Origin of the sequence: Kibdelosporangium banguiense, assembly GCF_017876405.1 — a bacterium.
In the GTDB taxonomy this organism is placed as follows: domain Bacteria; phylum Actinomycetota; class Actinomycetes; order Mycobacteriales; family Pseudonocardiaceae; genus Kibdelosporangium; species Kibdelosporangium banguiense.
Window position 1 is genome coordinate 8395311 of the sequence record NZ_JAGINW010000001.1, and the last position, 22744, is coordinate 8418054.

Below are 22744 nucleotides of genomic sequence, written 5' to 3' on the forward strand. Positions count from 1 at the left end.
CATGAGCTAGGGAGAAACGCGAATGACTGTAGCGTCCACGACGCACGTACCAGCTGGTCTCGACGATTATCTGGCGGCCAACCAGGATCGGTTCGTCGACGAGCTGTGCGATTTCATCCGGATTCCCGGCGTCGCCGCCGACGATGCGGCGGCCGTGCACGACACGGCCGATGCTGTCGCCACAAAATGTGAACGCGCCGGTCTGACCACGCATTTGGAGCAGACCGCGGGCAACCCTGTTGTCCGTGCGACCGCAGGCCCTGAGGACGCGCCGGTGCGACTGCTCACCTACGGCCATTACGACGTGTTCCCGGTCGCCGGCCAAGACGGCTGGGAGACCGAGCCGTTCGAACCGGTGATCCGCGGTGACCGCATCTTCGCGCGTGGATCCGGCGACAACAAGGGCCAGTTCCTCGCGCATCTGAACGCCTACGAGTGGTGGCAGCGAGAGCGTGGCGGCCTGCCGATCCGGCTCACCATGATCCTGGAGGGCGAGGAGGAGATCGGCAGCCCGAACCTGCCCGCGTACATCGAGGCACACCGGGACGACCTGCGGGCCGATCTGTGCGTGTACTCCGACGGCCCGATGCTCGGCGGCGACCAGCCGGCGATCCTGTTCGGCTCCCGCGGTGCGCTGTGCATGGAATTCCGTGCGCACGGACCGTCGCGTCCGTTGCACTCCGGGAACTTCGGCGGCACGGTAACCAACCCGATCGCGCGGCTGTCCCGGCTGTTCTCGGAGATGATCGCGCCCAACGGTGATCTGCTCGTGCCCGGCGCCGAGAAGGGCATGCCCGAGGTGACCGACGCCGAACGAGCCGCGCTGGAAGGCATGGCGTTCGACGCGGACGCCTTCGCCAAGCAGACCGGCCAGCAGCCGCTGCCGATGAAGTTCGGCGAGGCGTACTACGAACGGCTGCTGTACAAGCCGAGTTTCAACATCGCCGGGATGAGCGGCGGACACACCGACCAGCTCAAGACGCTCGTGCCGACCGACGCCGTCGCCAAAGTCGACCTCCGGCTGGTCGGCAAGCAGGATCCGGACGCCGTGCTCGCCGCGATCCAGAAGTTCATTCATGACAACGGGTACGACGACGTCGAGGTCATCAAGCTGTTCAGCCAGCCGCCGTCCCGTACGCCGATCGACCACCCGCAGGCAGACGTCGTGCAGCAGGCATTGCAGGCCGCTTTCGGCCGCGAGCCCGCCCGGGTTCCGAGCCTGGCGGGCACCACGCCGGACTGGGTCTTCACCAAACTGCTCGGCCTGCCCACGTTCATGGTCCCGTTCGGGCCGGTCGACGAGAACCACCACGGTCCCAACGAGTCGATGAGGACCTCGCTGCTGCTCGGCGGCACCCGGTCGATCGCCACCCTCGTTTCCCTGCTGGCAGAGAGGACATCCGCATGACCGTCCAGACGTTCGACGTCGTCGACCTTTCCCCGGAGGAGATGGAACGCTCCTACCTGGAGTACCGGCGCGCCTGCTACGACATCGTGTACCGCAACGCTGTCGACCGTGGCGTGCTGAAGGTGCTCGACAAGCCGGTCACACTGGCCCAGTTCGCCGAGAAGTTCCATGTCGTGCCGGACAAGGTCGATGTGGCCGGCCTGCTGCTCAAGGCTCTGGTCAAGCACGGCGCGGTCAAGCACGACCCGGACAAGGACACCTACACCGCAGTCGCCGAGCCGCCTACTCATGAGCTGGACATCGACCTGATCCGGCAGGCGACCGGACGAGACTCGTTCGAAGAACTGCGGCACAGCGAGAACTACGCGGGCATCATCGACGCACTGACCACCGACGCCAACCCCGTCGCCACCACATTCGACAGCGACCACCTGCCGGTGTGGGAAGAAGTGCTGCAGGCGCCGTTCTACCGCTACTCGCGGGTGCAGGCCGTGCGTGAGATCGGTGGCACTGGCCCCCATCTGCTGGACTTGGCGTGCGGCCCGGGCTTCGGGCTCGGTGAACTGGCGGAGTTCGCGCCCACCGACGGAACCGTGTTCGGTGTGGAGATCTCCACCGACTTCGTCGCCTCGGCCACCCAGCGCAACGCCGCGGACGAGCGGATCCGGGTCACCAGGGGAGACGTCACCCAGCCGCTGGACTTCCTGCAGGAAGGCTACTTCGACGGCGCCATGATCGTCGGTGCCTACCACTTCCTGCGCAACCCGGAGCCGTTGTGGGACAACGTGGCCCGGCTGCTGCGCAAGGGTGGCACGTTCTGCGTGTCCTATGTGCTGTCCAAGGTGGGCACCATCGACCAGGAGATCATGGACCTCAGGTTCGCCCTGCGCCGTCCGGTGTCCTACCAGCCGACCCGCCAGCAGGTCCTGGATCTGGCCGAGGCCAAGGGATTCGAGCTCATCCGCGAGTACGGGCTCGGCGCCTGGCGCTGGTACTCCTTCAGCCGCAAGTGACACGGCGATGGCTTCCCCCATCCTGCTCGGCGACGAACTGACCAAGTCCGTGCGAGCACAGTTCGATCCAGTGCTGGTGGTGCTGTCACCGCCCCGTTCCGGCTCCACCGCACTGGCCCGGGCCTTCTGGCCGCATCCGGCGTTCCGGTGGTACGTGCACGAACCGTACGACCTTTTCTACCACCAGGACGCGGGCTCGCGGACCGTGCTCGACGCGTTGCGTGGCCCGGTCGAGGTCGGTCGCTCCGGCGCGAACGGCTTGGTGGTCAAGGAGATGACCTTCCAGGCCGGACGTTACGCCGGGGAACTCGCCGCGGCCGCGACCCTGCCCGTCGCGGTCGCCCTCCGGGATCCGCGGCTGGCAATCGAGTCACGGATGCGTCAGCGGCAACGGGCTGGCCGGCGGCCGTCCTTCCCGCACCGGGAATCCGGCTGGGCAGACCTGGTGGCGATCCTGGAGCAGTTGCGGGCCAACGAAACGAGGTACGTCATTGTGGACACGACAAGGTTGAGGGCCGAACCCGAACCGACCCTGATGACGCTCTGTGAACTGCTCGGCCTGCCCTACACGGCGGACATGCTCACCTGGCGGGACGCCGAAGACGTGCAGCTGGGCCAGCTCGCCGACGAACAGTCCCACTGGTACGACCGTGTACTGCGGTCCTGCGGACTGCAACCGCCCACGGAGAAAGTGCCTGACGTGGAGGACTTCCCACCGCCGATGCGGACCCATGTCGAGGAATGCCTTGAGGTGTACCACGACCTGCGTGACGATCCGGAGGTGCTGCCGTGACCGGCACGATCAACACGGTACGCATGCGGGCCGCCCAGGAGACGGATGTCCCCGCGATCAACGACATCTACAACGAGGCTGTCGCCGACCAGGTCGCCACCTGTGACCTCAGCAATGTCCCGGTCGACGAACGACGTGACTGGCTTGCCCGGCAACGCCATCCCTATGGGGTCTGGGTCGCCGTGGACAGTGCCGGTGTCGAGGGCTGGGTCGGGCTCTTTCCCTACGACTCGAAGCCCTGTTTCCACCGCACCGCCACGTTCGCCACCTACGTCCGCCGTTCCGCGCGAGGCAAGGGAGTCGGGAGACAGCTGCGCGCGTGGATGATCGACCGGGCCCGTGAGCACGGTTTCCACACGATCGTCAACCGCGTCTGGGCCACCAACGACGCGTCGATCGCGCTGGCCAAGCGGTTCGGCTTCGTCGAAGTCGGCCGGATGCGTGAGCTCGTCGACGTCGACGGCACCTACGTCGACTGTGTGTTCTTCCAGCTGGTGCTGGAGGCGGGCGAGGACGACGACGATTGGGGAGTGGGATGACCGCACTGCTCACCGCCGCCCCGCACAGCTGGGAGGAGTTCGCCGGCCGGCTGGGACGCACACCGCTGGTCCCGGTGCACACCAGCCTGCGCGGGCGTGAGCACGTCCTGCTGCTGAAGCTGGAGGGCGGCAACCCTTTTGGCTCCATCAAGGACAGAACGGCCTACGGATTGCTCGACGCGATGGAGCAACGCAGCGGGTACGACGGGCCGCTGGCTGTCGTGGAGTCCACTTCCGGCAACCTCGGCGTCGCGCTCGCCGCGCTCTGCCGGTTGCGCGGGCACACCTTTGTGGCAGTGATCGACCCGAAGGTCCAGACCGAGAACCTGACCCTGATGGCCGAGCTCGGCGCCGAGCTCGAGCTGGTGACCGAGGCCGATGAGAACAACAACTACCTGGCTGGACGCCTGGCCAGGGTGCATGAGCTGCTCGCGGCCGATCACCGGCTGATGTGGACCAACCAGTACGGCAACGTGGCCAATCCGCTGGCGCACGCGAGGTCCACCGCGCCGGAGATCCACGAGCAGGCCGGTCATGTCGAGATCGTCTTCGCCCCGGTGTCCACCGGCGGTATCGCCGCCGGGCTCTGCACCTACTTCCGGTGCTCCAGGCAGCCCACCCGGGTGATCGCGGTCGACGTGAGCGGCTCGGTGGCCATCGGCGGCTGTCCCGGCCCGCGGTACCTGACCGGGATCGGCGCGAATGTGCGGTCCCGGTTCGTGCGCCCGGACGCGCCGGTGCCGATCCAGTCCAACGTGGACGGAAAGGTCTGGGCATCCGACGCGGACGCGGTGGCGTTGTGCCGCAAGCTCAAGGACGAGACCGGCCTGGAAGTCGGTGGCTCCAGCGGTGCGGCGCTCGCGGCCTGTCTCGACCACTTGCGGGCGCATCCGGCCACCGTCCGGCCGGTCTGTGTCTGCCCGGACAGCGGCTGGAAGTACTGGGATTCGGTCTACGACGACGGCTGGGCCGGCCGCAACGGCCTGGACATCGCCGAGGCGTCGGCCCGGTTCTCCGACGAAGGGATCCGATTCTCGTGTTCGACTTCCATGTGATCGACGGCACCGCGGTGCGCCAGATCGTCGCCGATGACCGCGCGCACCTGACCAATCTGATCAGAGAGGCCTATCTGGCTCACCACGCGGGTGATTTCCGCAATCCCGGCAGCGGCTTCCTGCGGTTCCCGGACCGGCCGGACTGCCGGATCATCGCGCTGCCTGCCCACCTCGGCGGCGACTACGACATCGCCGGGCTGAAGTGGATCGCCAGCTTCCCGTCCAACATCACCGCCAACGTGCCGCGCGCATCGGCAGTGCTGCTGCTCAACGACGGGGCGACCGGGTATCCGTTCGCCTGTCTGGAGGCCGCGCAGATCAGTGCGGCCCGGACAGCGGCGTCGGCAGCGGTCGCCGCGGAGGCGCTGCACGGCAGCCACACAGTCGACCGTGTCGCGGTCGTCGGCGCCGGTGTGATCGCCCGGACCATCATCGACTTCCTGGCCGCCCGTGAATGGAAGATCGGCCGGATCGACATCCATGACCTGAACAGCGACTACGCCGCCCTGCTGGCCCAGCATGCCACTGCGGCACACGGATACGAAGCGGCCGTGGCGAACTCGATCAGCGACGCCGACATCGTGATCTTCGCGACCACCGCGGGCGAGCCGCACGTGACCGATCCGAAGACCTTCCGGCCCGGCCGGCTGGTGCTGAACATCTCGCTGCGCGACCTGGCGCCGGAGATCATCGTCGAAGCGGACAACATACTCGACTCGGTCGAGCACTGCCTGACCGCGAACACGTCTCCCCATCTGGCCGAACAACGCTACGGCCATCGGGACTTCGTCACCGGCACCCTGGCCCAGGTACTGCTCGGGCAGGTGAAGCCGGCCGGCGACCGGCCGGTGATCTTCTCCCCGTTCGGGATGGGCGTGCTCGACCTCGTGGTCGGGTGGCACGTGTTCCGAGGCGCCGTCGCGGCGGACCGCACCCACACCATTACCGACTTCTTCGGCCAGACCGAACGATGGGCGACGACCCATGCGTGACTCCTGCGGTCAATCCATCCTGCTCACCGGCCTGTCCGGCGCGGGCAAGACCACGCTGGCCAACGCGGTCGCCGCACGTCTGACGCAGCGCGGGCAGCCCGCCGAGGTGCTCGACGGCGACACGGTCCGGCGGCAGCTTTGGCCTGAACTCGGCCTGTCGCGTGAGGACAGAGAACAGAATCTCCACCGCATCGCGACTGTCGCGTGCCTGCTGGCCCGCAACGGAGTCGTCGTGCTGGTCTCGGCCATCGCACCGTACGCCCAGGCGCGTCATGACCTGCGCGTCTCGCACGCCGAAGCCGGCGTGGGGTTCGCGGAGGTCCACGTGGCCACGCCGTTGGACGTGTGCCGGCAACGGGACGTCAAAGGCCTGTACGCCAGGTGCGATCGAGGCGAGATCTCCGGGCTGACCGGTGTCGACGCGGTCTATGAACAGCCCGAGTCGCCCGAACTGCGGCTGGACACATCGTGGGAGACCGTCGAGCAGTCGGCGAGCCGCCTGACCGCGTTCATCAGCACCGCGTTCACCGACACTGCGTTCACGGGCACGGGGCATCGACCAGTTGTGAGGGCAGCCCAATGACCACTGCACTGAAGACCGACAACCTCACCGTGCTTGAGTCCGAGGCGATCCACATCTTCCGGGAGGTGGCCGGCGAGTTCGAACGGCCGGTGATCCTTTTCTCGGGCGGCAAGGACTCCGCTGTACTGGTGCACCTGGCGTTGAAGGCGTTCTGGCCGGGCACCATCCCGTTTCCGCTGTTGCATGTGGACACTGGGCACAACTTCGCCGAGGTGCTGCGCTTCCGTGACGAGGTCGTGCAGCGGCACGGCCTGCAGCTGATGGTGGCCGAAGTACAACGCTGGATCAACGACGGGCGCCTGGCCGAACGCGCTGACGGCACGCGCAATCCGCTGCAGAGCGTGCCGTTGCTGGACACGATCGCCGAGCAGAAGTTCGACGCCGTCTTCGGCGGCGGTCGCCGTGACGAGGACCGTGCCCGCGCCAAGGAACGGATCTTCAGCCTGCGCAACGCCTTCGGGCAGTGGGATCCCAAGCGCCAGCGGCCCGAGCTGTGGAACCTGTACAACGGCAGGCACCGTCCCGGCGAGCACGTCCGGGTGTTCCCGCTGTCGAACTGGACTGAGCTGAACATCTGGCGTTACATCGAACGCGAGGACATCAGCCTGCCGCCGATCTACTTCGCCCATCGCCGCCAGGTGTACCAACGCGACGGCATGTGGCTGACGTCCGGGCCGTGGGGCGGCCCACGCCGCGGCGAGGTCGTCTCCGAACGATCCGTGCGATACCGGACTGTCGGCGACGGCTCGTGCACCGGCGCGGTCGCCTCCACCGCCGCCACGGTCGCGGACGTCGTGGCCGAAGTGCAGGCCAGCCGGCTCACCGAGCGCGGCGCCACCAGGGCCGACGACCGGCTGTCCACCGCGGCGATGGAGGACCGCAAACGGGAAGGGTACTTCTAGTGAGCGATCTGCTGAGACTCGCCACCGCGGGAGACGTCGACGACGGCAAGTCGACCCTCGTCGGGCGGCTGCTCTACGACACCAAGTCGGTGCTGGCCGACCAGCTCGACGCCGTCACCGCCGACTCCGCTTTGTCCACACCGGATCTCGCCTTGCTGGTGGACGGACTGCGGTCGGAACGGGAACAAGGCATCACGATCGACGTGGCATACCGATACTTCGCCACGCCTCGGCGCAGCTTCGTGCTCGCCGACACGCCAGGACATGTGCAGTACACACGCAACACAGTCACCGGCGCCTCGACAGCGCAACTGGCGATCCTGCTGGTCGACGCCCGCAAAGGCATCCGTGGCCAGACCCGGCGGCACGCGGCCGTACTGGCGTTGCTGGGTGTGCGGCATCTGGTCCTCGCGGTGAACAAGATCGATCTCGTCGGGTATGACGAGAGCACGTTCACCGTGATGGCAAAGCAGTTCGCCGCGCATGCCGCCGGGCTCGGCTATCCCAGGGACGCGGTCACCGCGATCCCGATCTCGGCCCTGCGGGGCGACAACGTGGTGGATCGTGGTGGCCGGACGTCCTGGTATACCGGGCCGACGTTGCTCGAACACCTGGAATCCGTCCACACAGCACCGGATCCCGATCAGACGCCACTGCGTTTCCCCGTGCAGTACGTCATCCGTCCGCGCTCTGCCGGATGCCCGGACTACCGTGGATACGCTGGACAGGTCGCCGCCGGAGTCGTCCGCTGCGGGGACGAGGTCGCGGTTCTGCCGTCCGGTCTGCGCACAACAGTCGCAGGGATAGACACACCGGACGGCAGGCTGGTCGAGGCGCCGGCAGGCCAGTCCGTGACGCTGCTGCTTGAGCATGACCTGGACGTATCCCGTGGCGACATGATCACCGCGGCGGACGCACCGCCTGCCCTGACCGACGAGTTCGACGCGACTTTGTGCTGGCTGGGCGACCGTCCGCTGCGGCGTGGCACCCGGCTCCTGGTCAAACACGGCACCAGGACCATCCCGGCGATCGCCCAGGAACTACTGGTACGCCTGGACGAACAGGCGCTGAGCCTGTGCGGGCAGCCGGGAGAGTTGGTACTCAACGACATCGGCCTGGTCCGGCTGCGTACTGCCGAACACGTCCCGATCGACGACTACGACACCTCGCGGGCGACAGGTTCGTTCATCGTCATCGACCCGGCCGACGGCAGCACGCTGGCCGCGGGTCTGGTCGGTGCGGACCTGCCCATCCAGTGACCAGGAAGGATCGATGATGAGAATCCTCGCGGTACTGGCCGTCCTCGCGGTGCTCGCCGGGTGTTCGAGGATCGACCGCGGCGAGGACTCGGCGGCCGACCGCGGCCCGGCAACCGAGGTCCGGCTCGGATACTTCCCCAACGTCACGCACGCCACCGCGCTGATCGGTGTCCGAAATGGATTCTTCACCCGTGAGCTCGGCCAGACCAGGTTGACCACCCAGCTGTTCGACGCCGGCCCCGACGAAGCCGGTGGCATGCTGGGCGGCTCGATCGACGTGGCGTTCATCGGCCCTGGCCCGGCGATCAACGCGTACACGAAATCCGACGGGAAGTCCGTGCGGGTAGTGGCCGGAGCGGCATCCGGCGGGGCACAGCTCGTCGCCCGGCCTGGGGTCGGCTCGTTGGCCGGCAAGACCGTGGCCACGCCTCAGCTGGGCAATACGCAAGACGTCGCGCTCAAGAAGTGGCTGCGTGAGAACAACGTCCCAGACGTGCGGATTCTCAACTCGGACAACGCACAGACGCTGAGCGCTTTCCGAGCCGGTGACATCGACGCGGCCTGGGTACCGGAGCCGTGGGCCTCACGGCTGGTGGTGGAAGCAGGCGGCCGGGTCCTGGTCAACGAGCGGGACCTGTGGCCTCAGGGCCGATTCCCGGCCACCGTGATCCTGGCACGCACGCGTTTCCTCGCCGAACACGGCCAGACCGTGCAAGCGATGCTGCGAGGCGCCGCCAATGCCACGCAATGGGCCCGTGACAACGAATCCCAGGCTCAGACGGTGGTGAACGACAGCCTGGCCGAGCACACCGGCAAACCGCTCGCCGGGCCGGTGATCGAGCGGGCCTTCCGGGAGATCGAGCTGAGCCCCGAGGTGTTGCCCGACCGGCTGCAGCAGATGGCCCGCGACGCCGTCACCGCCGGTGTGGCGGCCAAAACGCCGGACCTCAAGGACTTCGTGGACTCGTCGACACGCGTCAGGAGCGGCTGATGACCATGATCACGCAGCAGACCTGGCCGGTGCCGCGGCAGCGGGATGCCGGGCCGGTGGTCCGGCTGGACGGCGTGTCCAAGGCCTTCGGCGAGGTGACCGCGCTGGCGGAGTTCGATCTCGAGGTGCACGCGGGGGAGTTCGTGTGCCTGATCGGCGCCTCCGGCTGTGGCAAGTCCACGCTGCTGAACCTGCTGGCCGGCCTGGAATCGCTCACCGAGGGCAGGATCACCCGGGCCACCTCCCAGCCCGCCGTGATGTTCCAGGACCCGGCCCTGATGCCGTGGCTCACGGCGGCCCGCAACGTCGAGCTCGCCCTGCAGCTGGCCGGAGTCGGCCGCGCTGACCGTAAAACCAGGACCAACGAGTTCCTGGAACTGGTCCGTCTCGGCGGACTCGGCGACAAACGGCCGCACGAGCTGTCCGGCGGCATGCGCCAGCGGGTCGCACTGGCCAGGGCGCTTGCCAGCGCGTCGATCGGTGCTGAGAACGACGGCCCTTGCCTGTTGCTGATGGACGAACCGTTCGCCGCACTCGACGCCATCACCAGGGACGTGCTGCAACAGGAGTTGCTGCGCATCTGGCGGGCGACTTCTCCGGCGGTGTTGTTCGTGACTCATGACGTCCGTGAAGCGGTCCGGCTCGGGCAGCGAGTGGTGCTGTTGTCCTCGCGTCCGGGGCGAGTGGTCCAGCAATGGTCCGCCGACGGCGTGCCGGAGTCGGCACTGGTCGGCCAGATCAACGCACGGCTGCGGGAGGTGATCGGCTGCCATGGCAATGGTTCGGGATGACCGCTCGATCCAGGACGATCTGGACGCGCTGGACACGCCACTGGAGTCCGCACCGCCGAGCCGGTGGCGCCGGATCATACGGGTGGTGTTGCCACCGCTGGTCGCCTTCGTGCTGTTCATCGCGGTGTGGCAGGCGTTGTGGGCTTTGGCGTTCTGGCCCGAGTACCAGTTGCCCGCGCCGCTGACTGTCTGGGCGGCGATCTCGGACCGGTTCGCCGACGGTGAGGCGCTGAGCATCCTGTGGACGTCACTGCACAGGGCGGTGCTCGGCTTCGGTGTGGCGGTGTTGATCGCGACTCCGTTGGGCCTGGTAGTGGCGAAGGTCAAGGTCGTGCGTGCGGCGATCGGGCCGCTGCTGAGCGGACTGCAGTCGTTGCCGTCCGTGGCGTGGGTGCCCGCCGCGATCCTCTGGTTCGGCCTCACCGACAGCGCGATCTACATGGTGGTGCTGCTCGGCGCGGTGCCGTCGATCGCCAACGGCCTGGTGGCCGGGATCGACCAGATCCCGCCGATCCTGCCCAAGGTGGCCCACGTGCTGTCGGCCGGGCGGTGGGCGCTGGCTCGGCATGTGCTGTTGCCCGCGGCGTTGCCCGGCTACCTGGCAGGGCTCAAACAGGGCTGGGCGTTCTCCTGGCGGTCGCTGATGGCCGCCGAACTGATCGCGGTGTCCCCGCAGCTGGGCTTCGGGCTGGGCGCATTGCTGGACAACGGCCGCGCGCTCAACGACATGCCGATGGTGATCGCCGCGATCTGCCTGATCCTCCTCGTCGGTATCGGCGTGGACCTCCTGGTTTTCCGGCCGCTGGAGCGGGCCGTGCTGCGTGCCCGTGGCCTCGGCTGCTGAGAAGAGAAAGGACTGTGACCATGAACAGCCGGCTGTTCACGAGTGAGTCGGTGACCGAAGGACATCCGGACAAGATCTGCGACGCGATCAGCGACGCGGTCCTGGACGCCTTACTGGAGCGCGACCCCCACAGCCGTGTGGCGGTCGAGACCCTGGTGACCACCGGACAGGTGCACGTGGTGGGCGAGGTGACCACCGACGCGTACGTCGACGTGCCCACCCTGGCGCGGGAAGTCGTGCTGGACATCGGGTACGACTCCTCGGCCAAGGGCTTCGACGGCAACTCCTGCGGCGTCAACGTGGCGATCGGCGCCCAGTCGCCGGACATCGCGATGGGCGTGGACGCCGAAGACCAGGGCGCGGGCGACCAGGGCCTGATGTTCGGCCACGCGTGCACGGACACGCCGGAGCTGATGCCGTTGCCGATCGCCCTGGCACACAGGCTTTCCCGTCGGCTGACCCATGTCCGCAAGCAGGGCCTGCTGCCCTTCCTGCGCCCGGACGGCAAGACACAGGTGACTGTCGAGTACCTCGGTGACCGGCCGGTCCGGCTGGACACCGTGGTCCTGTCCACTCAGCACGCCGGTGACGTCGACCTGGCCAAGACGCTCGAACCGGATGTCCGTGAATCGATCATCGACCCCGTGCTCGCCGACCTCGAACTGGACACATCCGGGGTGCGCGTGCTGGTCAACCCGACTGGGCGGTTCGTGATCGGCGGACCGATGGGCGACGCGGGCCTGACCGGCCGCAAGATCATCGTCGACACCTACGGCGGGATGGCCCGGCACGGCGGCGGAGCGCTGTCGGGCAAGGATCCGTCCAAGGTGGACCGTTCGGCCGCCTACGCGATGCGATGGGTGGCCAAGAACCTTGTGGCGGCGGGCCTGGCTTCGCGCGTGGAGGTGCAGGTCGCGTACGCGATCGGCAAGCCCGCGCCTGTCGGGCTGTTCCTGGAGACGTTCGGCACGGAGACCGTCGATCCGTCGAAGATCCAGTCCGCCATCCAGGCCGTCTTCGATCTGCGGCCCGGCTCGATCATCCGTGATCTCGGCCTGCTGTGCCCGATCTACCGGGACACCGCCGCCTACGGCCACTTCGGCCGTACCGATGTCGACCTGCGGTGGGAACGCCTCGACCGGGTTGCCGCACTGCGCGACGCGACCGGGACCTGACCGGAGGAGGAGCAGATGTCCATCACTGTCACCGGATCCATCGCCACGGACCACCTCATGGTGTTCCCAGGCTCGTTCCGTGAGCAGCTCGTCGACGACCGGCTGGACCGGATCTCGCTGTCCTTCCTGGTCGACGACCTGCAAGTGCGGCGCGGCGGCGTGGCGGCCAACATCGCGTTCGGCCTGGGCTGCCTGGGCATGGCGCCGATCCTGGTCGGCGCGGTGGGCCCGGACTTCGCCGAATACCAGCTGTGGCTGAAACACCACGGTGTCGACACCGATTCCGTGCACGTCTCCAGCAGCCGGCACACTGCCAGGTTCGTGTGCACGACCGACGCACACGACAACCAGATCGCGTCGTTCTATCCGGGCGCCATGACCGAGTCCAAGCAGATCGACCTCGGCCCGATCGTCGGGCGGGCCGGTCCGGACATCGTGCTGATCTGCCCGGACGACCCGGATGCGATGCTGCTGCACACCAGGCAATGCCGTGACCTGCAGGTCCCGTTCGCCGCCGATCCGTCCCAGCAACTCGCCCGGCTCGGCGGCGACGCGATCCGATCCCTTGTCGACGGTGCGGAGTACTTGTTCACCAACGACTACGAGGCCGGTCTGCTGCAGGCCAAGACCGGGTGGAACACCGCGGAGATACTCAGTCGCGTCGGTGCCTGGCTGGTGACACTCGGCCCGGACGGCGTGGACGTCCTGCGCAGCGATCATTCGAATGTGCGTGTCGCCGCGCCGAAGGAACAGCGACGGGCCGACCCGACCGGCGTCGGAGACGCTTTCCGCGCAGGTTTCCTGGCGGGCCGCTCCTGGGGCCTGTCCGACGAACGAGCCGCGCAGCTGGGCTGCACGCTGGCGACGCTCGTGATCGAGGTCGTGGGCACGCAGGAGTACTGGCAGGGCTCGGACGTCCTCGCGGTGCGAATCGCCGAAGCGTACGGACCAGAGGCCGCCGCGGACATCACGCCGTTGCTGAACGACTGGGAATGAGGTTTTACCCGTGACGCTCTCCACTGATCAGGACTTCGCTGTCGCCGACATGTCGCTGGCCGAGTTCGGCCGCAACGAGATCCGGCTCGCCGAGCATGAGATGCCCGGCCTGATGGCGCTGCGCAGCGAGTACGCCGAGGCGGCGCCGTTGCGGGGCGCCCGGATCTCGGGTTCGCTGCACATGACCGTACAGACCGCCGTCCTGATCGAGACACTGACTGCCCTGGGCGCCGAAGTCCGTTGGGCCTCCTGCAACATCTTCTCCACGCAGGATCATGCGGCCGCCGCGATCGCCGAGACCGGGGTCCCGGTCTTCGCCTGGAAAGGCGAGTCGCTGACCGACTACTGGTGGTGCACTGAGCGGATGCTCACCTGGCCGGAGGGCAAGGGCCCCAACATGATCCTGGACGATGGCGGCGACGCGACGCTGCTTGTCCACAAGGGAGCCGAGTACGAGAAGAGCGGAACGGTCCCGCAGCCCTCGAACGATGACTCCGAAGAGGCGCGTGTCGTGCTTGACCTGCTGCGGGCCTCCCTGGCGGGGGACCCAGGCAAGTGGACCAGGACGGCGTCGGAGATCCGTGGCGTCACCGAGGAGACGACGACCGGCGTGCACCGGCTGTACCAGTTGGCCGCGACGGGCTCATTGCTGTTCCCGGCGATCAACGTCAACGACTCGGTGACGAAGTCGAAGTTCGACAACAAGTACGGCTGCCGGCACTCGCTCATCGACGGGATCAACCGGGCCACGGACGTGCTGATCGGCGGAAAGATCGCGCTGGTGGCCGGGTACGGCGACGTCGGCAAGGGCTGCGCGGAGTCGCTGCGCGGCCAGGGTGCCCGGGTGATCGTGGCCGAGATCGACCCGATCTGCGCGCTGCAGGCCCTGATGGACGGCTACCAGGTCGACCGGGTCGACGACGTGGTCGGCCAGGCGGACATCGTGGTCACGTGCACCGGCAACCGTGACGTGATCACGGCGTCGCACATGGCACGGATGAAGCACCAGGCCGTGCTGGGCAACATCGGCCACTTCGACAACGAGATCGACATCGCCGGTCTGGCCCGTACCCAGGGCATCCGCCGCACGAGGATCAAACCGCAGGTGGACGAGTGGACCTTTCCGGACGGTCACTCGATCATCGTGCTGTCCGAAGGCCGGCTGCTCAACCTCGGCAACGCCACCGGGCACCCGTCGTTCGTGATGTCGAACTCCTTCTCCAACCAGGTGATCGCCCAGCTGGAGCTGTTCACCCGGCACACCGACTATGCCAACCAGGTGTACATGCTGCCCAAGAAGCTAGACGAGAAGGTCGCGCACAGCCACGTCGCCGCACTCGGCGGGCGGCTGACTGAGCTGACCGAGCGTCAGGCCGACTACATCGGCGTGCCGAAGGACGGGCCGTTCAAGTCCGACCACTACCGGTACTGACTCACTTGAGGTGGTTGGCGAGGGAGATCCTCTGGTCGCGTAGGGCCTTGGCGACGACACGGGCGATCTGCAGCGCGCCGGCCGCCTCGAAGTGGGTGTGGTCGTTGCAGAAGAAGGCGCCCACGGCACCCTTGGTGTAGTCGCCGTCGTTGGGGCAGAGTTTGAGGGTGTTGTAGAGGGTGTAGCTCAGTTTGTGGAGGTCGATCACCGGGACCTGGCCGGCACTGCCGGTTTGGGTCGTCTCGGTGAGGAATCCACGGTTGCCGACGGCTGTGTTGCCGCTGCATGTGATCGCGGCGACCGGAGTCAGGAAGATGGCCTGGACGCCACGGGCCTTGGCTGCTGTGGCCATCGTCGTGAGCAACTCGCGGTATCGGGCGGAACCCACGTGCCGGGGGCAGTTGCGATCGCCGTCGTTGATCCCGAACTGGATCATCAGGTAGTCGCCGGCCTTCATGCCGATGGCCGGGTCGAGCATGTCACGCCACCGCTGGGCGTACGTTTTCGGGCTCACCACGCACTCGCCGGCGGAGTCCTTGGTGGCGGTGACATTGGACTCGTACAGCCAAGTCTGGATGCTCCGGCCTGCCACCGCGTTGTTGACCACTGTCACGTTGTCGTTGAACAGCGGGTCGAACTGGCTGCCCCAGCCGACCGGGCAGCCGGAACGCGGGTTGGCCATCGTCGAGTCGCCCGCGAGCCAGACCTTGACGGCCGCGGCCTGCTGGTTCCCGGCGGCGGGGGAGCAGGACGGCTGATCGGCCGAGACCGAGCCGGTGCTGACGATCATCGGCACCGCGATGAGCACGGCCAATGCCAGAAGGCGTTTCCTCACGAGTTTCTCCAGACGTGCAGGGTGGTCTGATGAGGACTCCGAGAGACATGCGTTGCCATCTTACCTCTTGCGCGCGGAAGTGGAAAGCGCTTTCCTGGCATCGGGTCCCCGGCGATGGAGGGCGACATGTCCCGACTGATCACAACCCTGCTGGCAGTGGTCCTCGTGCTGACCGGGCTGACGGGGACGCAGGCGTGGGCCGCGACCGGCGACGGCTCGGCAGGCGATTCGAACATCAGGTACTTCGGCCGGTGGGACACCCGGTCATCGAGCGCCTACGTGTCGGAGTGGGCAGGTGCGTACGTTCTGATCGGCTTCACCGGGACGACGGTGAAACTACGGCAGCGTGGGGCGATCGATCTGTTCGCCAGTATCGACGGCGGGCCTGATGTGTCCTATGTGAACGTCAGCGGAACCGTGAACCTGACGCCCCGGCCGCTCGCGTCGGGCACCCACGTGTTGCGGGTGTCGTACCGTCCGGTCGCCGGTTCCTATCACGGGGACGCGGTGTTCCAGGGCGTGACCCTCGACGCGGGCGCGCGGACGGTCGTGCCGCGGACTCCGTCGCGGATCATCGAGTTCATCGGCGACTCGATCACTGTCGGGCAGCGTTCGTCCAAACAGGCCTTGACCGCGTACGGCTGGCTTGTCGGTGAACGCCTTGGCGCCGGGCACACCCAGATCGCGGTCGGTGGCGCCTGCCTGTTCCCCGCGTCCGACGGATGCATCGGGATGAGCGAACGGTTCCTGCGCACCGGGCTGGCCACGAACTCGCCGAACTGGGACTTCGGTCGGTACCAGGCGGCCACGGTGGTGATCAACCTGGGCACCAACGACGTCGGGCACGGCGTGACCTCAGCCCAGTTCCGCAGCGCCTACATCACCTTGCTGCGCAACGTCCGGGCGAAGTATCCGAACGCGACCATCCACGCGATGCAGACGTTCCGCAAGCGGTACATCGCCGAAACACAGGCGGCGGTCAAGACCCTCACGGATGCCGGTGACACCAAGGTGCGTTACATCAACACCGACGGGTGGATCAACGAGGCCACCGACACGGCGGACAACGTCCACCCCAACGACACCGGGCACCGCAAGATCGCCGACCGGCTTGCCCCGCTGCTGGGGTGAGCCGTGATTCCCGGGGCCGAGAAAGAGACTCAGATGACATCAACGACAAGGACGTCGTTGCGGCGAACAGGTCTTGCCGCCGCGATCGCGGCCCTGACCTGCGGCGTTCTGGCAGGTCTGGCACCTGCGCCGGCGGACGCCGTCCTGGCGTGCGGCGACAGGACGTTCAACGCGGAAGCGGTCCTGAGCGGCAGCACATGGACCGCCCGCAACGGCAGCAGTACGGTTTACACCGGTGGGGACATGCGAGCGGCAGCGCAAGCCGCGATCAACAGCCTCACATCCGGTCGCACCACCAAACAGTGGGTGCTGATAAGGGGTTCCGGCACGGTGAGCGCGGGCTCGCGGATCTCGCTGCCGAGCTTCACCGGCCTGGATGTCTGCGGCACCATCAACGTCACCGGATCCGGGTCCGGCGACCAGGCCCCGATCTACTCCCGGGGAACACGTGACATCGAGGTGCGCTACCTCAACGTGACCGGTGCCCCGCTGTACGGCATCTTCATGCGTAACGTCCAGAACGTCATCCTCGGGCAGATCGACATGCGCCTGTCCGGCGGTCTCGGTGTACGCATCGACAACCGGGGCGACACCAGCGTTCGTAGCCGGAACATCCGTATCGACAACGTATTCGTCTCCGGCGCGGGCAGCCACGCCGTCGAGACCTATGGCGTGGACGGGATCACGATCGGCACCGTGATGGCCCGGAACGTCGGGCATTCCGGCCTGCTGCTCAACGACACCATCAACGCCACTGTGACCACAGTGGACGCCGAGAACGCCGGCGCGGGAACGGGATACGCGGCGTTCCGCGTGGCCAACCGCAACGGCCGGATCGGCAGCGCATATCCCACGAACGTCCGCGTCGGTACCGTGCGGGCGCGCGGCGGAGGCCGTGGCGTCTTCTGCGTTTCGGAAAGCGGTGGCCTTGTCATCGATCGGATCGACGTCGCCAACACCGGCAACAACGCGATCCTCGTGGAGAACTGCTACAACGTGAACATCGCAGCCGCCAGCGGCACGGTCTCGGGTGGCGGTGAGATCAGGCTCGCCGCCCGTTCGGAGTTCCCCGGCAACTCCGACATCATGATCCAGAACCTGAGGGTGACCAACTCGTCGGTCCGCGAAAGCCCATGCGGCACGAACACGACGTTCCGCAACATCACGCTGAACAACAGCTCGATGAACGTCTGTAGTTGACGCTTCCGGCCGCGTCGCCGCGAGCCGGCGGCGCGGCTCAGGACCTCAATCGAGTGTGGCCCGAGCCGACCGTGACTGTCCGGCCGCTGGGCAGTGCAACAGTCGCGGTGACGTTCACCGGGATGTCCACGTCGAGCGCGATCCCTTGTCCTGTGCGCGTCCATCCGATGCCGATCGGGCCGCGTTCAGTCCACACCGTTCCCCGGGCATGCCGTAATCCGTTGGCAGGCGGGGCGATCCGTACGGTGGCTGCGCCGGGCGACGTCACCTCAAGACCGAGCAAGGACCGCAGGATCCCGCTGATACCGGCACCGCCCCAGCCATGCGAGAAGCTCTCGCTGCTGGTCTGATTGACCTGCGCCCCAGTGCATCCGGCGACTGTGCAGCCTGGCGTCCATTGCTCCCACATGAACGTGCCGCCCTCGGCAAGTGTCCTGGCGGGGCCGTCGGCCGTCGGGTTGGTCAGCAGTCTGACGATTGCCTCGGGCTGGCCGGTTCTGTGCAGCGCGGCGAGGAGTTGACGAAGTGTCATCGGGCCCTGCCGCATACCAAGCTCGCGGATGTAGGCGCCGAGCCCGGGATAGGACGAGGCGGGGGCCACGCCATAGGCCACGGGAAAACTCTGGGCGTGCTGCGAGAAATTCGGGATCTGCGCGCCGGTGGACAGAGCGAGTCCGTCGGTGTAACGACCAGAAGCGGGGTCACGCAACTGTGCGTTCATAGCTGAGGTCAGGGAGCCTGCACGTCGGCGGTGTTCTTCTGCCGCAGCGGTGTCACCCACAATGACGGCCGCGTCGGCAACCGCGCGCATAGCACCGACGGCCAACGCGTTGACGACTGTCCTGGAACCATTGTCCTGGACGACAGTGTCGTAACGCATCGCGGGCGGCCAGTCGATGATCCCATTCGCGTACTGCCCGCTTCCGCCAGGCAGTTGATGAACCAGCCCAGTGGAGTCCACAGCGGACCAGATGTACCCCGCGACTCGCCGCATCGTCGGGAATGCCAGGGCGACGAGTGAATCGTCACCGGTCACCTGGTGGTACCGCATCACCCATTCCGGGAACATCTCGGTGTAGTCGGGGATGTCCCGTTTGCCGTCCCCGTTCGGGTAGACCGCGTTGAGGGCGCCGTTCGGCCAGTACCGGTCCTGCGAGTGGATGAACTCGGCAATGGCCTGCCGGGTGAGGCTGCGTTCGCCCAGCGAGTCCATCGTCGCGAAGGACTGGTCGATCGTGTCACCGAGGAACTGACCTTTCTCCCGCGTCGGCGTGTCGAGGAAGACGTTCTGCGCCGACAGCAACGCCGACCGCTGCATGAGCTGGAATACCGCGTCGAGTGTCGGGCTGCTGCTGGAGAACGTGGCCGCCTCGGCTGGACGCACATCGGTCGCCTGCGTGACCGCGGCGATCCGGTCGGCGGAGAGATCCTCGCCGGGGTCGCTGATCTGGAGATAACGCCAGGCCCAGTACGTGAACGGCTCTGCGGTCTGACGCCCATCCTTCTGGACGTAGTGGAAACGCATGTCGCTGCCCTGGGTGTCGAGCCCAGACGTGCCGGCCCGCGAGTTCTCCACCCACGCACCGGCACTGTGCGAACGAGCCAAGGGCGCGTCGACCACAACACCTTGTGGGTTGACTGACACGACAGTGCGGGTTTCCGGAGCGCCAGGGCCGTATCCGTTGGCGGGAGCGTCGATTGTGATCTCGTCGCCGATGTGCACATTGGACACCGATGCGAGGCCGACCTCCTGCTTGCCTGCCTCGACAGGTGCCGTGAGTGTGGTGTTGTTACGCCGATAGCTCGTGGTCACAGTGATCGCGCGACCGGTCTTGCCTGCCAGGAAGCTGATTCGCGGCACTGCCGCGACCACCTTTCCCATGTCGGCGAACACCGTTCCGTCCGGCAGTCTGATCACCGAGACCGGACGGGCGACCTGGTAGGCGATGTGTGCCTGCTGAGCGGAAAGGCGAGTGAACGCGCAGGGTGCGGAGCCGGCGCAGGAGGCCGGGTTCGACCTGGGGTGCAGGCCGATGACCGACGCGGGCGCCCAGCCGGGATCGTCGAACGACGGTGTGTCCCACCGGGCGATCTCCTGGGTGGCGTCGTAGCGCTCGACTCGGTCTCCGGCGTCCGAGTTGCGGTAGGTGGGCGTGGTGATGTCCCGTGCCGTGTCGCGCGTGAGACGCCAGGAATCATCCGAGACAACCACTTCCCGGCTGCCGTCCGCATGTTCGATGACGACCTTGACAAGCAGGCCGGACGGACCTTCGGGCGCTGCAGGACCGTTCGCGCGCCCCTGACAGCGACATGTCCAGTAGTGGTAGCGCACCCCCACCGCCAATGCGGCGCCCGCTCGCACGTCTTTCAGGTCGGTGACGTCGTAGTATCCCTCACCCGGATAGCCGTACGAGGAGCCACGGCCCACCGCGGCTCCGTTCACGTGCAGTGTCCAGTCGCTGGTCGCGGAGACGTAGGCACGGGCCTGGATCACAGGGCTTCTGCCGACGTGGATTACCTTGCGCGCCAGGGTCCACTCGTCCAGCGCGTCGTTTCCTTCGGTCTGACGCCGGATCCACGCCGCACCGGACCAATCGCCGTCACCCAAGCCAGTATCGAACGAAGCCTTGTCGGCGTAAGGCGAGACCGCGCCGCGCCGATCCCAGGTGCGGACAGTCCAACGGTAGGTCGTTCCAGCAGCCATCGCCGGACCGGCGTAGCGGACCCAGGACTGTCGTGAGGACGCGACCCGACCGCTGTCCCACACGCGGGTGTCGCCGCGCAGCACGAGGATCTGGTACGCGGTCTGCACCTCATTGCTGTCCCGATCCCTCGGCAGCCAGCCGAATGCGGGGACGCCGTCGACAGCCGGCGGGTCCGTGCGGTCGTTGACAGTCAGCCGCGCCGGGGCATCCGGAGAACGATTCCGGCCACCCGGCGACGCGGCTGAGATGCCACCCTGGACCAGCGTTGCCAGCAGTACGACGATCGCGACGATCAGACCTGGACTCCGTCGTCCACGAGACATGCGCAGACCTCCCGCGCAGCAGGGGATTGAAACGTTTTAGTCACGTCTCGACCACGCTAGCGCGCACAGCCGCCGAGCGATAGGGCCAAGTTGTCACTGGAGGTTCCACTTCTGGTTGTCGCCGGTTCCGCACGACGACAGCACGATCTTCGTGCCGTTGGCGGTGCCGGAGTTCACCCCGGACAGGCAGAGTCCGGATTGGACACCCCGGATGGTGCCGTCCGCGGCGAGTTCCCAGCGCTGGTTCGACTGGCCGTTGCAGTCCCAGATCACCACCTGCGTGCCGTTGACGGTGCCCTGGTTGTACGCGTCCAGGCACTTGGTGCCGTTGTAGATCGTGAGCTGGCCGCTTGTGGTGCTGGTCCAGCGCTGGTTGGTCTGGCCGTTGCAGTCCCACAGCTGAGCCTGCGTGCCGTTGGTCGTCGAGGAATTGTTGATGTCCAGGCAACGCTGGGATTGCCTGCCGATGAGCGCCCCGGTCCTGGAACCGCCCGACGAGTCGGTTCCGGTGACCGTCAGCAGGACTGCCTCACGCGCGGGCACGTTGACCGTGTAGCTCGTGGTCTTGGTGCCCAGGTCGGTTGCGTTCCAGACGTTGCGGACATTCGCTGTGGCGGCGAGGCCGAGGTCGGCGAACCGGACGGTGATGTCGCTGGGGGAGTTGGTGCGGTTGAGCGCGACCACGGCGCGACGGCCGTTTCCGGTGAGCACCTTGCTGTACACCTGCCGGCCCGCCTGGCTCTCGGCCACCTTCACGCCCTGCTTTCCCAGCGCGTCCTGGTCGATCGCGATGACCTCCCGGTTGGCCAGGATGTCCCTCGTCTGAGTGCTCATCGTGGCGAGGTTGTTGCCTGCCAGCAGAGGCGCGCCGGAGACCGCCCACAGGCTCATGTGCGTCCGGTTCTGGGCCGCGGTGAAGCCTGGCATGCCGGCGATCAGCATGTCCGGATCGTTGTAGTGCCCGGGACTCTGCGCTTCGGGGTGCTGTGCGGAGTCGAAGTTGGCGAGCACGCGGTCCATGGACGGGCTTTCGCCCCAGTAGATGATGTCCGCACTGGTACGCCACATCGTCGACATGCCCGGCGCCCACGTCCACGGGTTCTGCTTGCCCCAGTTGCACACCGACAGCACCAGCTGCCGACCGGTCTGAGCGGTGGCGCGGGCGATCGAGTTGCTGATGGCCTGATAGGTGCTGCGCGGGTCCAGTTTCTCGGCGTCGCCGCCGCACCAGTCGACCTTGACGAAGTCGAACCCCCACTGGGAGAACTGCAGGAAGTCCTGGTCGTAGTGGCCCTCACTGCCCGATCCCGGTGCGGCGGGACGGCCGGTGGGGAAGTAGTAGCCGCAGCCGTCCCGGCCTGCGTCGGTGTAGATGCCCGCCTTCAGGCCCTTGCTGTGGATGTAGTCGGCGATGGCCTGCATGCCGCCCGGCCATTCCCGTGTGTCGACGGTGATGTTGCCCGCCGGGTCGCGGGTTCCCTGCCACCAGCCCTCGTCGATGTTGACGTACTGGTAGCCCGCGTCCCGCAGCCCACTGGAGACGATCGCGTCCACCTGCGCCTTGATCACGTTGTAGTCGATCCTGGCGGCGAAGCTGTTCCAGGAGGCCCAGCCCATCGGCGGGGCCGTGACCGCCTGCGTGGTCACGGCCCCGGCCGGCGCGGTGGCCGGACTGATCGCCAGAGCGGCCAGCGCCGCTGCGAGTCCTAACGCGAGTCTGCGCTTCATCACCCATTCCTTTCACTCGTCAGCAAATAACTTCAGGCCAGGTCGAAAC

The 22744-nt window shown here is 67.1% G+C and carries 20 protein-coding genes; 17 read left to right on the forward strand and 3 right to left on the reverse strand.

What is annotated here, in order from left to right; all coding sequences use genetic code 11:
* Positions 1-22 precede the first annotated feature (22 nt).
* From JOF56_RS38100 to ahcY, 15 genes are read left to right on the forward strand one after another with little or no spacing between them, the layout of a single operon-like run.
* Complete coding sequence (locus JOF56_RS38100) at positions 23-1408, forward strand: M20/M25/M40 family metallo-hydrolase (protein WP_209644274.1); 1386 nt, start codon at positions 23-25, stop codon at positions 1406-1408.
* Positions 1405-2421 carry a class I SAM-dependent methyltransferase gene (locus JOF56_RS38105; RefSeq protein WP_209644275.1) on the forward strand — a complete coding sequence of 339 codons (1017 nt, stop codon included), beginning with the start codon at positions 1405-1407 and terminating at the stop codon, positions 2419-2421. The genes JOF56_RS38100 and JOF56_RS38105 overlap by 4 nt, the downstream gene beginning before the upstream one ends.
* Positions 2422-2428: 7 nt before the next feature.
* A complete protein-coding gene (locus JOF56_RS38110) occupies positions 2429-3214 on the forward strand; it encodes a sulfotransferase-like domain-containing protein (protein ID WP_209644276.1) in 786 nt (261 codons plus the stop codon).
* Complete coding sequence (locus JOF56_RS38115) at positions 3211-3753, forward strand: GNAT family N-acetyltransferase (protein ID WP_209644277.1); 543 nt, start codon at positions 3211-3213, stop codon at positions 3751-3753. The genes JOF56_RS38110 and JOF56_RS38115 overlap by 4 nt, the downstream gene beginning before the upstream one ends.
* On the forward strand, positions 3750-4808 hold the full coding sequence (locus JOF56_RS38120; RefSeq protein WP_209644278.1) for a pyridoxal-phosphate dependent enzyme: 1059 nt from the start codon (positions 3750-3752) through the stop codon (positions 4806-4808). Before JOF56_RS38115 ends, JOF56_RS38120 begins: the two co-directional genes overlap by 4 nt.
* Entirely contained in the window at positions 4790-5800 is a 1011-nt protein-coding gene (gene sbnB / locus JOF56_RS38125) for a 2,3-diaminopropionate biosynthesis protein SbnB (protein ID WP_209644279.1), read from the forward strand. Before JOF56_RS38120 ends, sbnB begins: the two co-directional genes overlap by 19 nt.
* Entirely contained in the window at positions 5793-6383 is a 591-nt protein-coding gene (gene cysC / locus JOF56_RS38130; RefSeq protein WP_209644280.1) for an adenylyl-sulfate kinase, read from the forward strand. The genes sbnB and cysC overlap by 8 nt, the downstream gene beginning before the upstream one ends.
* The gene (gene cysD, locus JOF56_RS38135) at positions 6380-7285 is read left to right on the forward strand and encodes a sulfate adenylyltransferase subunit CysD (protein WP_209644281.1); all 906 of its coding nucleotides are present in this window, start codon (positions 6380-6382) and stop codon (positions 7283-7285) included. Before cysC ends, cysD begins: the two co-directional genes overlap by 4 nt.
* Positions 7285-8544 carry a sulfate adenylyltransferase subunit 1 gene (locus JOF56_RS38140; RefSeq protein WP_209644282.1) on the forward strand — a complete coding sequence of 420 codons (1260 nt, stop codon included), beginning with the start codon at positions 7285-7287 and terminating at the stop codon, positions 8542-8544. The genes cysD and JOF56_RS38140 overlap by 1 nt, the downstream gene beginning before the upstream one ends.
* Positions 8545-8560: 16 nt before the next feature.
* Positions 8561-9535, forward strand: a complete 975-nt coding sequence (locus tag JOF56_RS38145; RefSeq protein WP_209644283.1) for an ABC transporter substrate-binding protein — start codon at positions 8561-8563, stop codon at positions 9533-9535.
* Positions 9535-10326 carry an ABC transporter ATP-binding protein gene (locus tag JOF56_RS38150; RefSeq protein ID WP_209644284.1) on the forward strand — a complete coding sequence of 264 codons (792 nt, stop codon included), beginning with the start codon at positions 9535-9537 and terminating at the stop codon, positions 10324-10326. Before JOF56_RS38145 ends, JOF56_RS38150 begins: the two co-directional genes overlap by 1 nt.
* On the forward strand, positions 10307-11170 hold the full coding sequence (locus tag JOF56_RS38155) for an ABC transporter permease (protein ID WP_372448295.1): 864 nt from the start codon (positions 10307-10309) through the stop codon (positions 11168-11170). The genes JOF56_RS38150 and JOF56_RS38155 overlap by 20 nt, the downstream gene beginning before the upstream one ends.
* Before the next feature lie 20 nt (positions 11171-11190).
* On the forward strand, positions 11191-12345 hold the full coding sequence (metK, locus tag JOF56_RS38160) for a methionine adenosyltransferase (protein WP_209644285.1): 1155 nt from the start codon (positions 11191-11193) through the stop codon (positions 12343-12345).
* Positions 12346-12360: 15 nt separating this feature from the next.
* A complete protein-coding gene (locus JOF56_RS38165; RefSeq protein WP_209644286.1) occupies positions 12361-13341 on the forward strand; it encodes a carbohydrate kinase family protein in 981 nt (326 codons plus the stop codon).
* Between the two features lie 10 nt (positions 13342-13351).
* The gene (gene ahcY / locus JOF56_RS38170) at positions 13352-14773 is read left to right on the forward strand and encodes an adenosylhomocysteinase (protein ID WP_307855438.1); all 1422 of its coding nucleotides are present in this window, start codon (positions 13352-13354) and stop codon (positions 14771-14773) included.
* A 1-nt stretch (position 14774) separates the two neighbouring features.
* Here ahcY and JOF56_RS38175 read toward each other — a convergent pair whose 3' ends face one another.
* Positions 14775-15608 (reverse strand): SGNH/GDSL hydrolase family protein, encoded by an 834-nt coding sequence (locus tag JOF56_RS38175; RefSeq protein ID WP_209644287.1) that lies wholly within the window; start codon positions 15606-15608, stop codon positions 14775-14777.
* 126 nt (positions 15609-15734) lie between these two features.
* Here JOF56_RS38175 and JOF56_RS38180 point away from each other — a divergent pair, with 126 nt between their 5' ends.
* Both JOF56_RS38180 and JOF56_RS38185 read left to right on the forward strand, forming a co-directional pair.
* Positions 15735-16739, forward strand: coding sequence for an SGNH/GDSL hydrolase family protein (locus JOF56_RS38180; protein WP_245378542.1), 1005 nt, complete (start codon positions 15735-15737; stop codon positions 16737-16739).
* A gap of 33 nt (positions 16740-16772) precedes the next feature.
* On the forward strand, positions 16773-17939 hold the full coding sequence (locus tag JOF56_RS38185) for a hypothetical protein (RefSeq protein ID WP_209644289.1): 1167 nt from the start codon (positions 16773-16775) through the stop codon (positions 17937-17939).
* Positions 17940-17976: 37 nt separating this feature from the next.
* Here the strand turns inward: JOF56_RS38185 and JOF56_RS38190 are convergent, their stop codons facing one another.
* Positions 17977-20967: an alpha-L-rhamnosidase-related protein gene (locus JOF56_RS38190; protein WP_209644290.1), complete on the reverse strand. Its 2991-nt coding sequence runs from the start codon at positions 20965-20967 to the stop codon at positions 17977-17979.
* Positions 20968-21060: 93 nt separating this feature from the next.
* Entirely contained in the window at positions 21061-22695 is a 1635-nt protein-coding gene (locus tag JOF56_RS38195) for a glycoside hydrolase family 27 protein (RefSeq protein ID WP_209644291.1), read from the reverse strand.
* Positions 22696-22744: the final 49 nt, after the last annotated feature.

Bases quoted from the DNA above. Each gene is read 5' to 3' on its own strand.
- JOF56_RS38100 (WP_209644274.1), top strand. From the start codon at position 23: ATGACTGTAGCGTCCACGACGCACGTACCAGCTGGTCTCGACGATTAT.
- JOF56_RS38105 (WP_209644275.1), top strand. From the start codon at position 1,405: ATGACCGTCCAGACGTTCGACGTCGTCGACCTTTCCCCGGAGGAGATG.
- JOF56_RS38110 (WP_209644276.1), top strand. From the start codon at position 2,429: ATGGCTTCCCCCATCCTGCTCGGCGACGAACTGACCAAGTCCGTGCGA.
- JOF56_RS38120 (WP_209644278.1), top strand. From the start codon at position 3,750: ATGACCGCACTGCTCACCGCCGCCCCGCACAGCTGGGAGGAGTTCGCC.
- cysC (WP_209644280.1), top strand. From the start codon at position 5,793: ATGCGTGACTCCTGCGGTCAATCCATCCTGCTCACCGGCCTGTCCGGC.
- cysD (WP_209644281.1), top strand. From the start codon at position 6,380: ATGACCACTGCACTGAAGACCGACAACCTCACCGTGCTTGAGTCCGAG.
- JOF56_RS38145 (WP_209644283.1), top strand. From the start codon at position 8,561: ATGAGAATCCTCGCGGTACTGGCCGTCCTCGCGGTGCTCGCCGGGTGT.
- JOF56_RS38150 (WP_209644284.1), top strand. From the start codon at position 9,535: ATGACCATGATCACGCAGCAGACCTGGCCGGTGCCGCGGCAGCGGGAT.
- JOF56_RS38155 (WP_372448295.1), top strand. From the start codon at position 10,307: ATGGCAATGGTTCGGGATGACCGCTCGATCCAGGACGATCTGGACGCG.
- metK (WP_209644285.1), top strand. From the start codon at position 11,191: ATGAACAGCCGGCTGTTCACGAGTGAGTCGGTGACCGAAGGACATCCG.
- JOF56_RS38165 (WP_209644286.1), top strand. From the start codon at position 12,361: ATGTCCATCACTGTCACCGGATCCATCGCCACGGACCACCTCATGGTG.
- JOF56_RS38180 (WP_245378542.1), top strand. From the start codon at position 15,735: ATGTCCCGACTGATCACAACCCTGCTGGCAGTGGTCCTCGTGCTGACC.
- JOF56_RS38185 (WP_209644289.1), top strand. From the start codon at position 16,773: ATGACATCAACGACAAGGACGTCGTTGCGGCGAACAGGTCTTGCCGCC.
- JOF56_RS38190 (WP_209644290.1), bottom strand. From the start codon at position 20,967: ATGTCTCGTGGACGACGGAGTCCAGGTCTGATCGTCGCGATCGTCGTA.
- JOF56_RS38195 (WP_209644291.1), bottom strand. From the start codon at position 22,695: ATGAAGCGCAGACTCGCGTTAGGACTCGCAGCGGCGCTGGCCGCTCTG.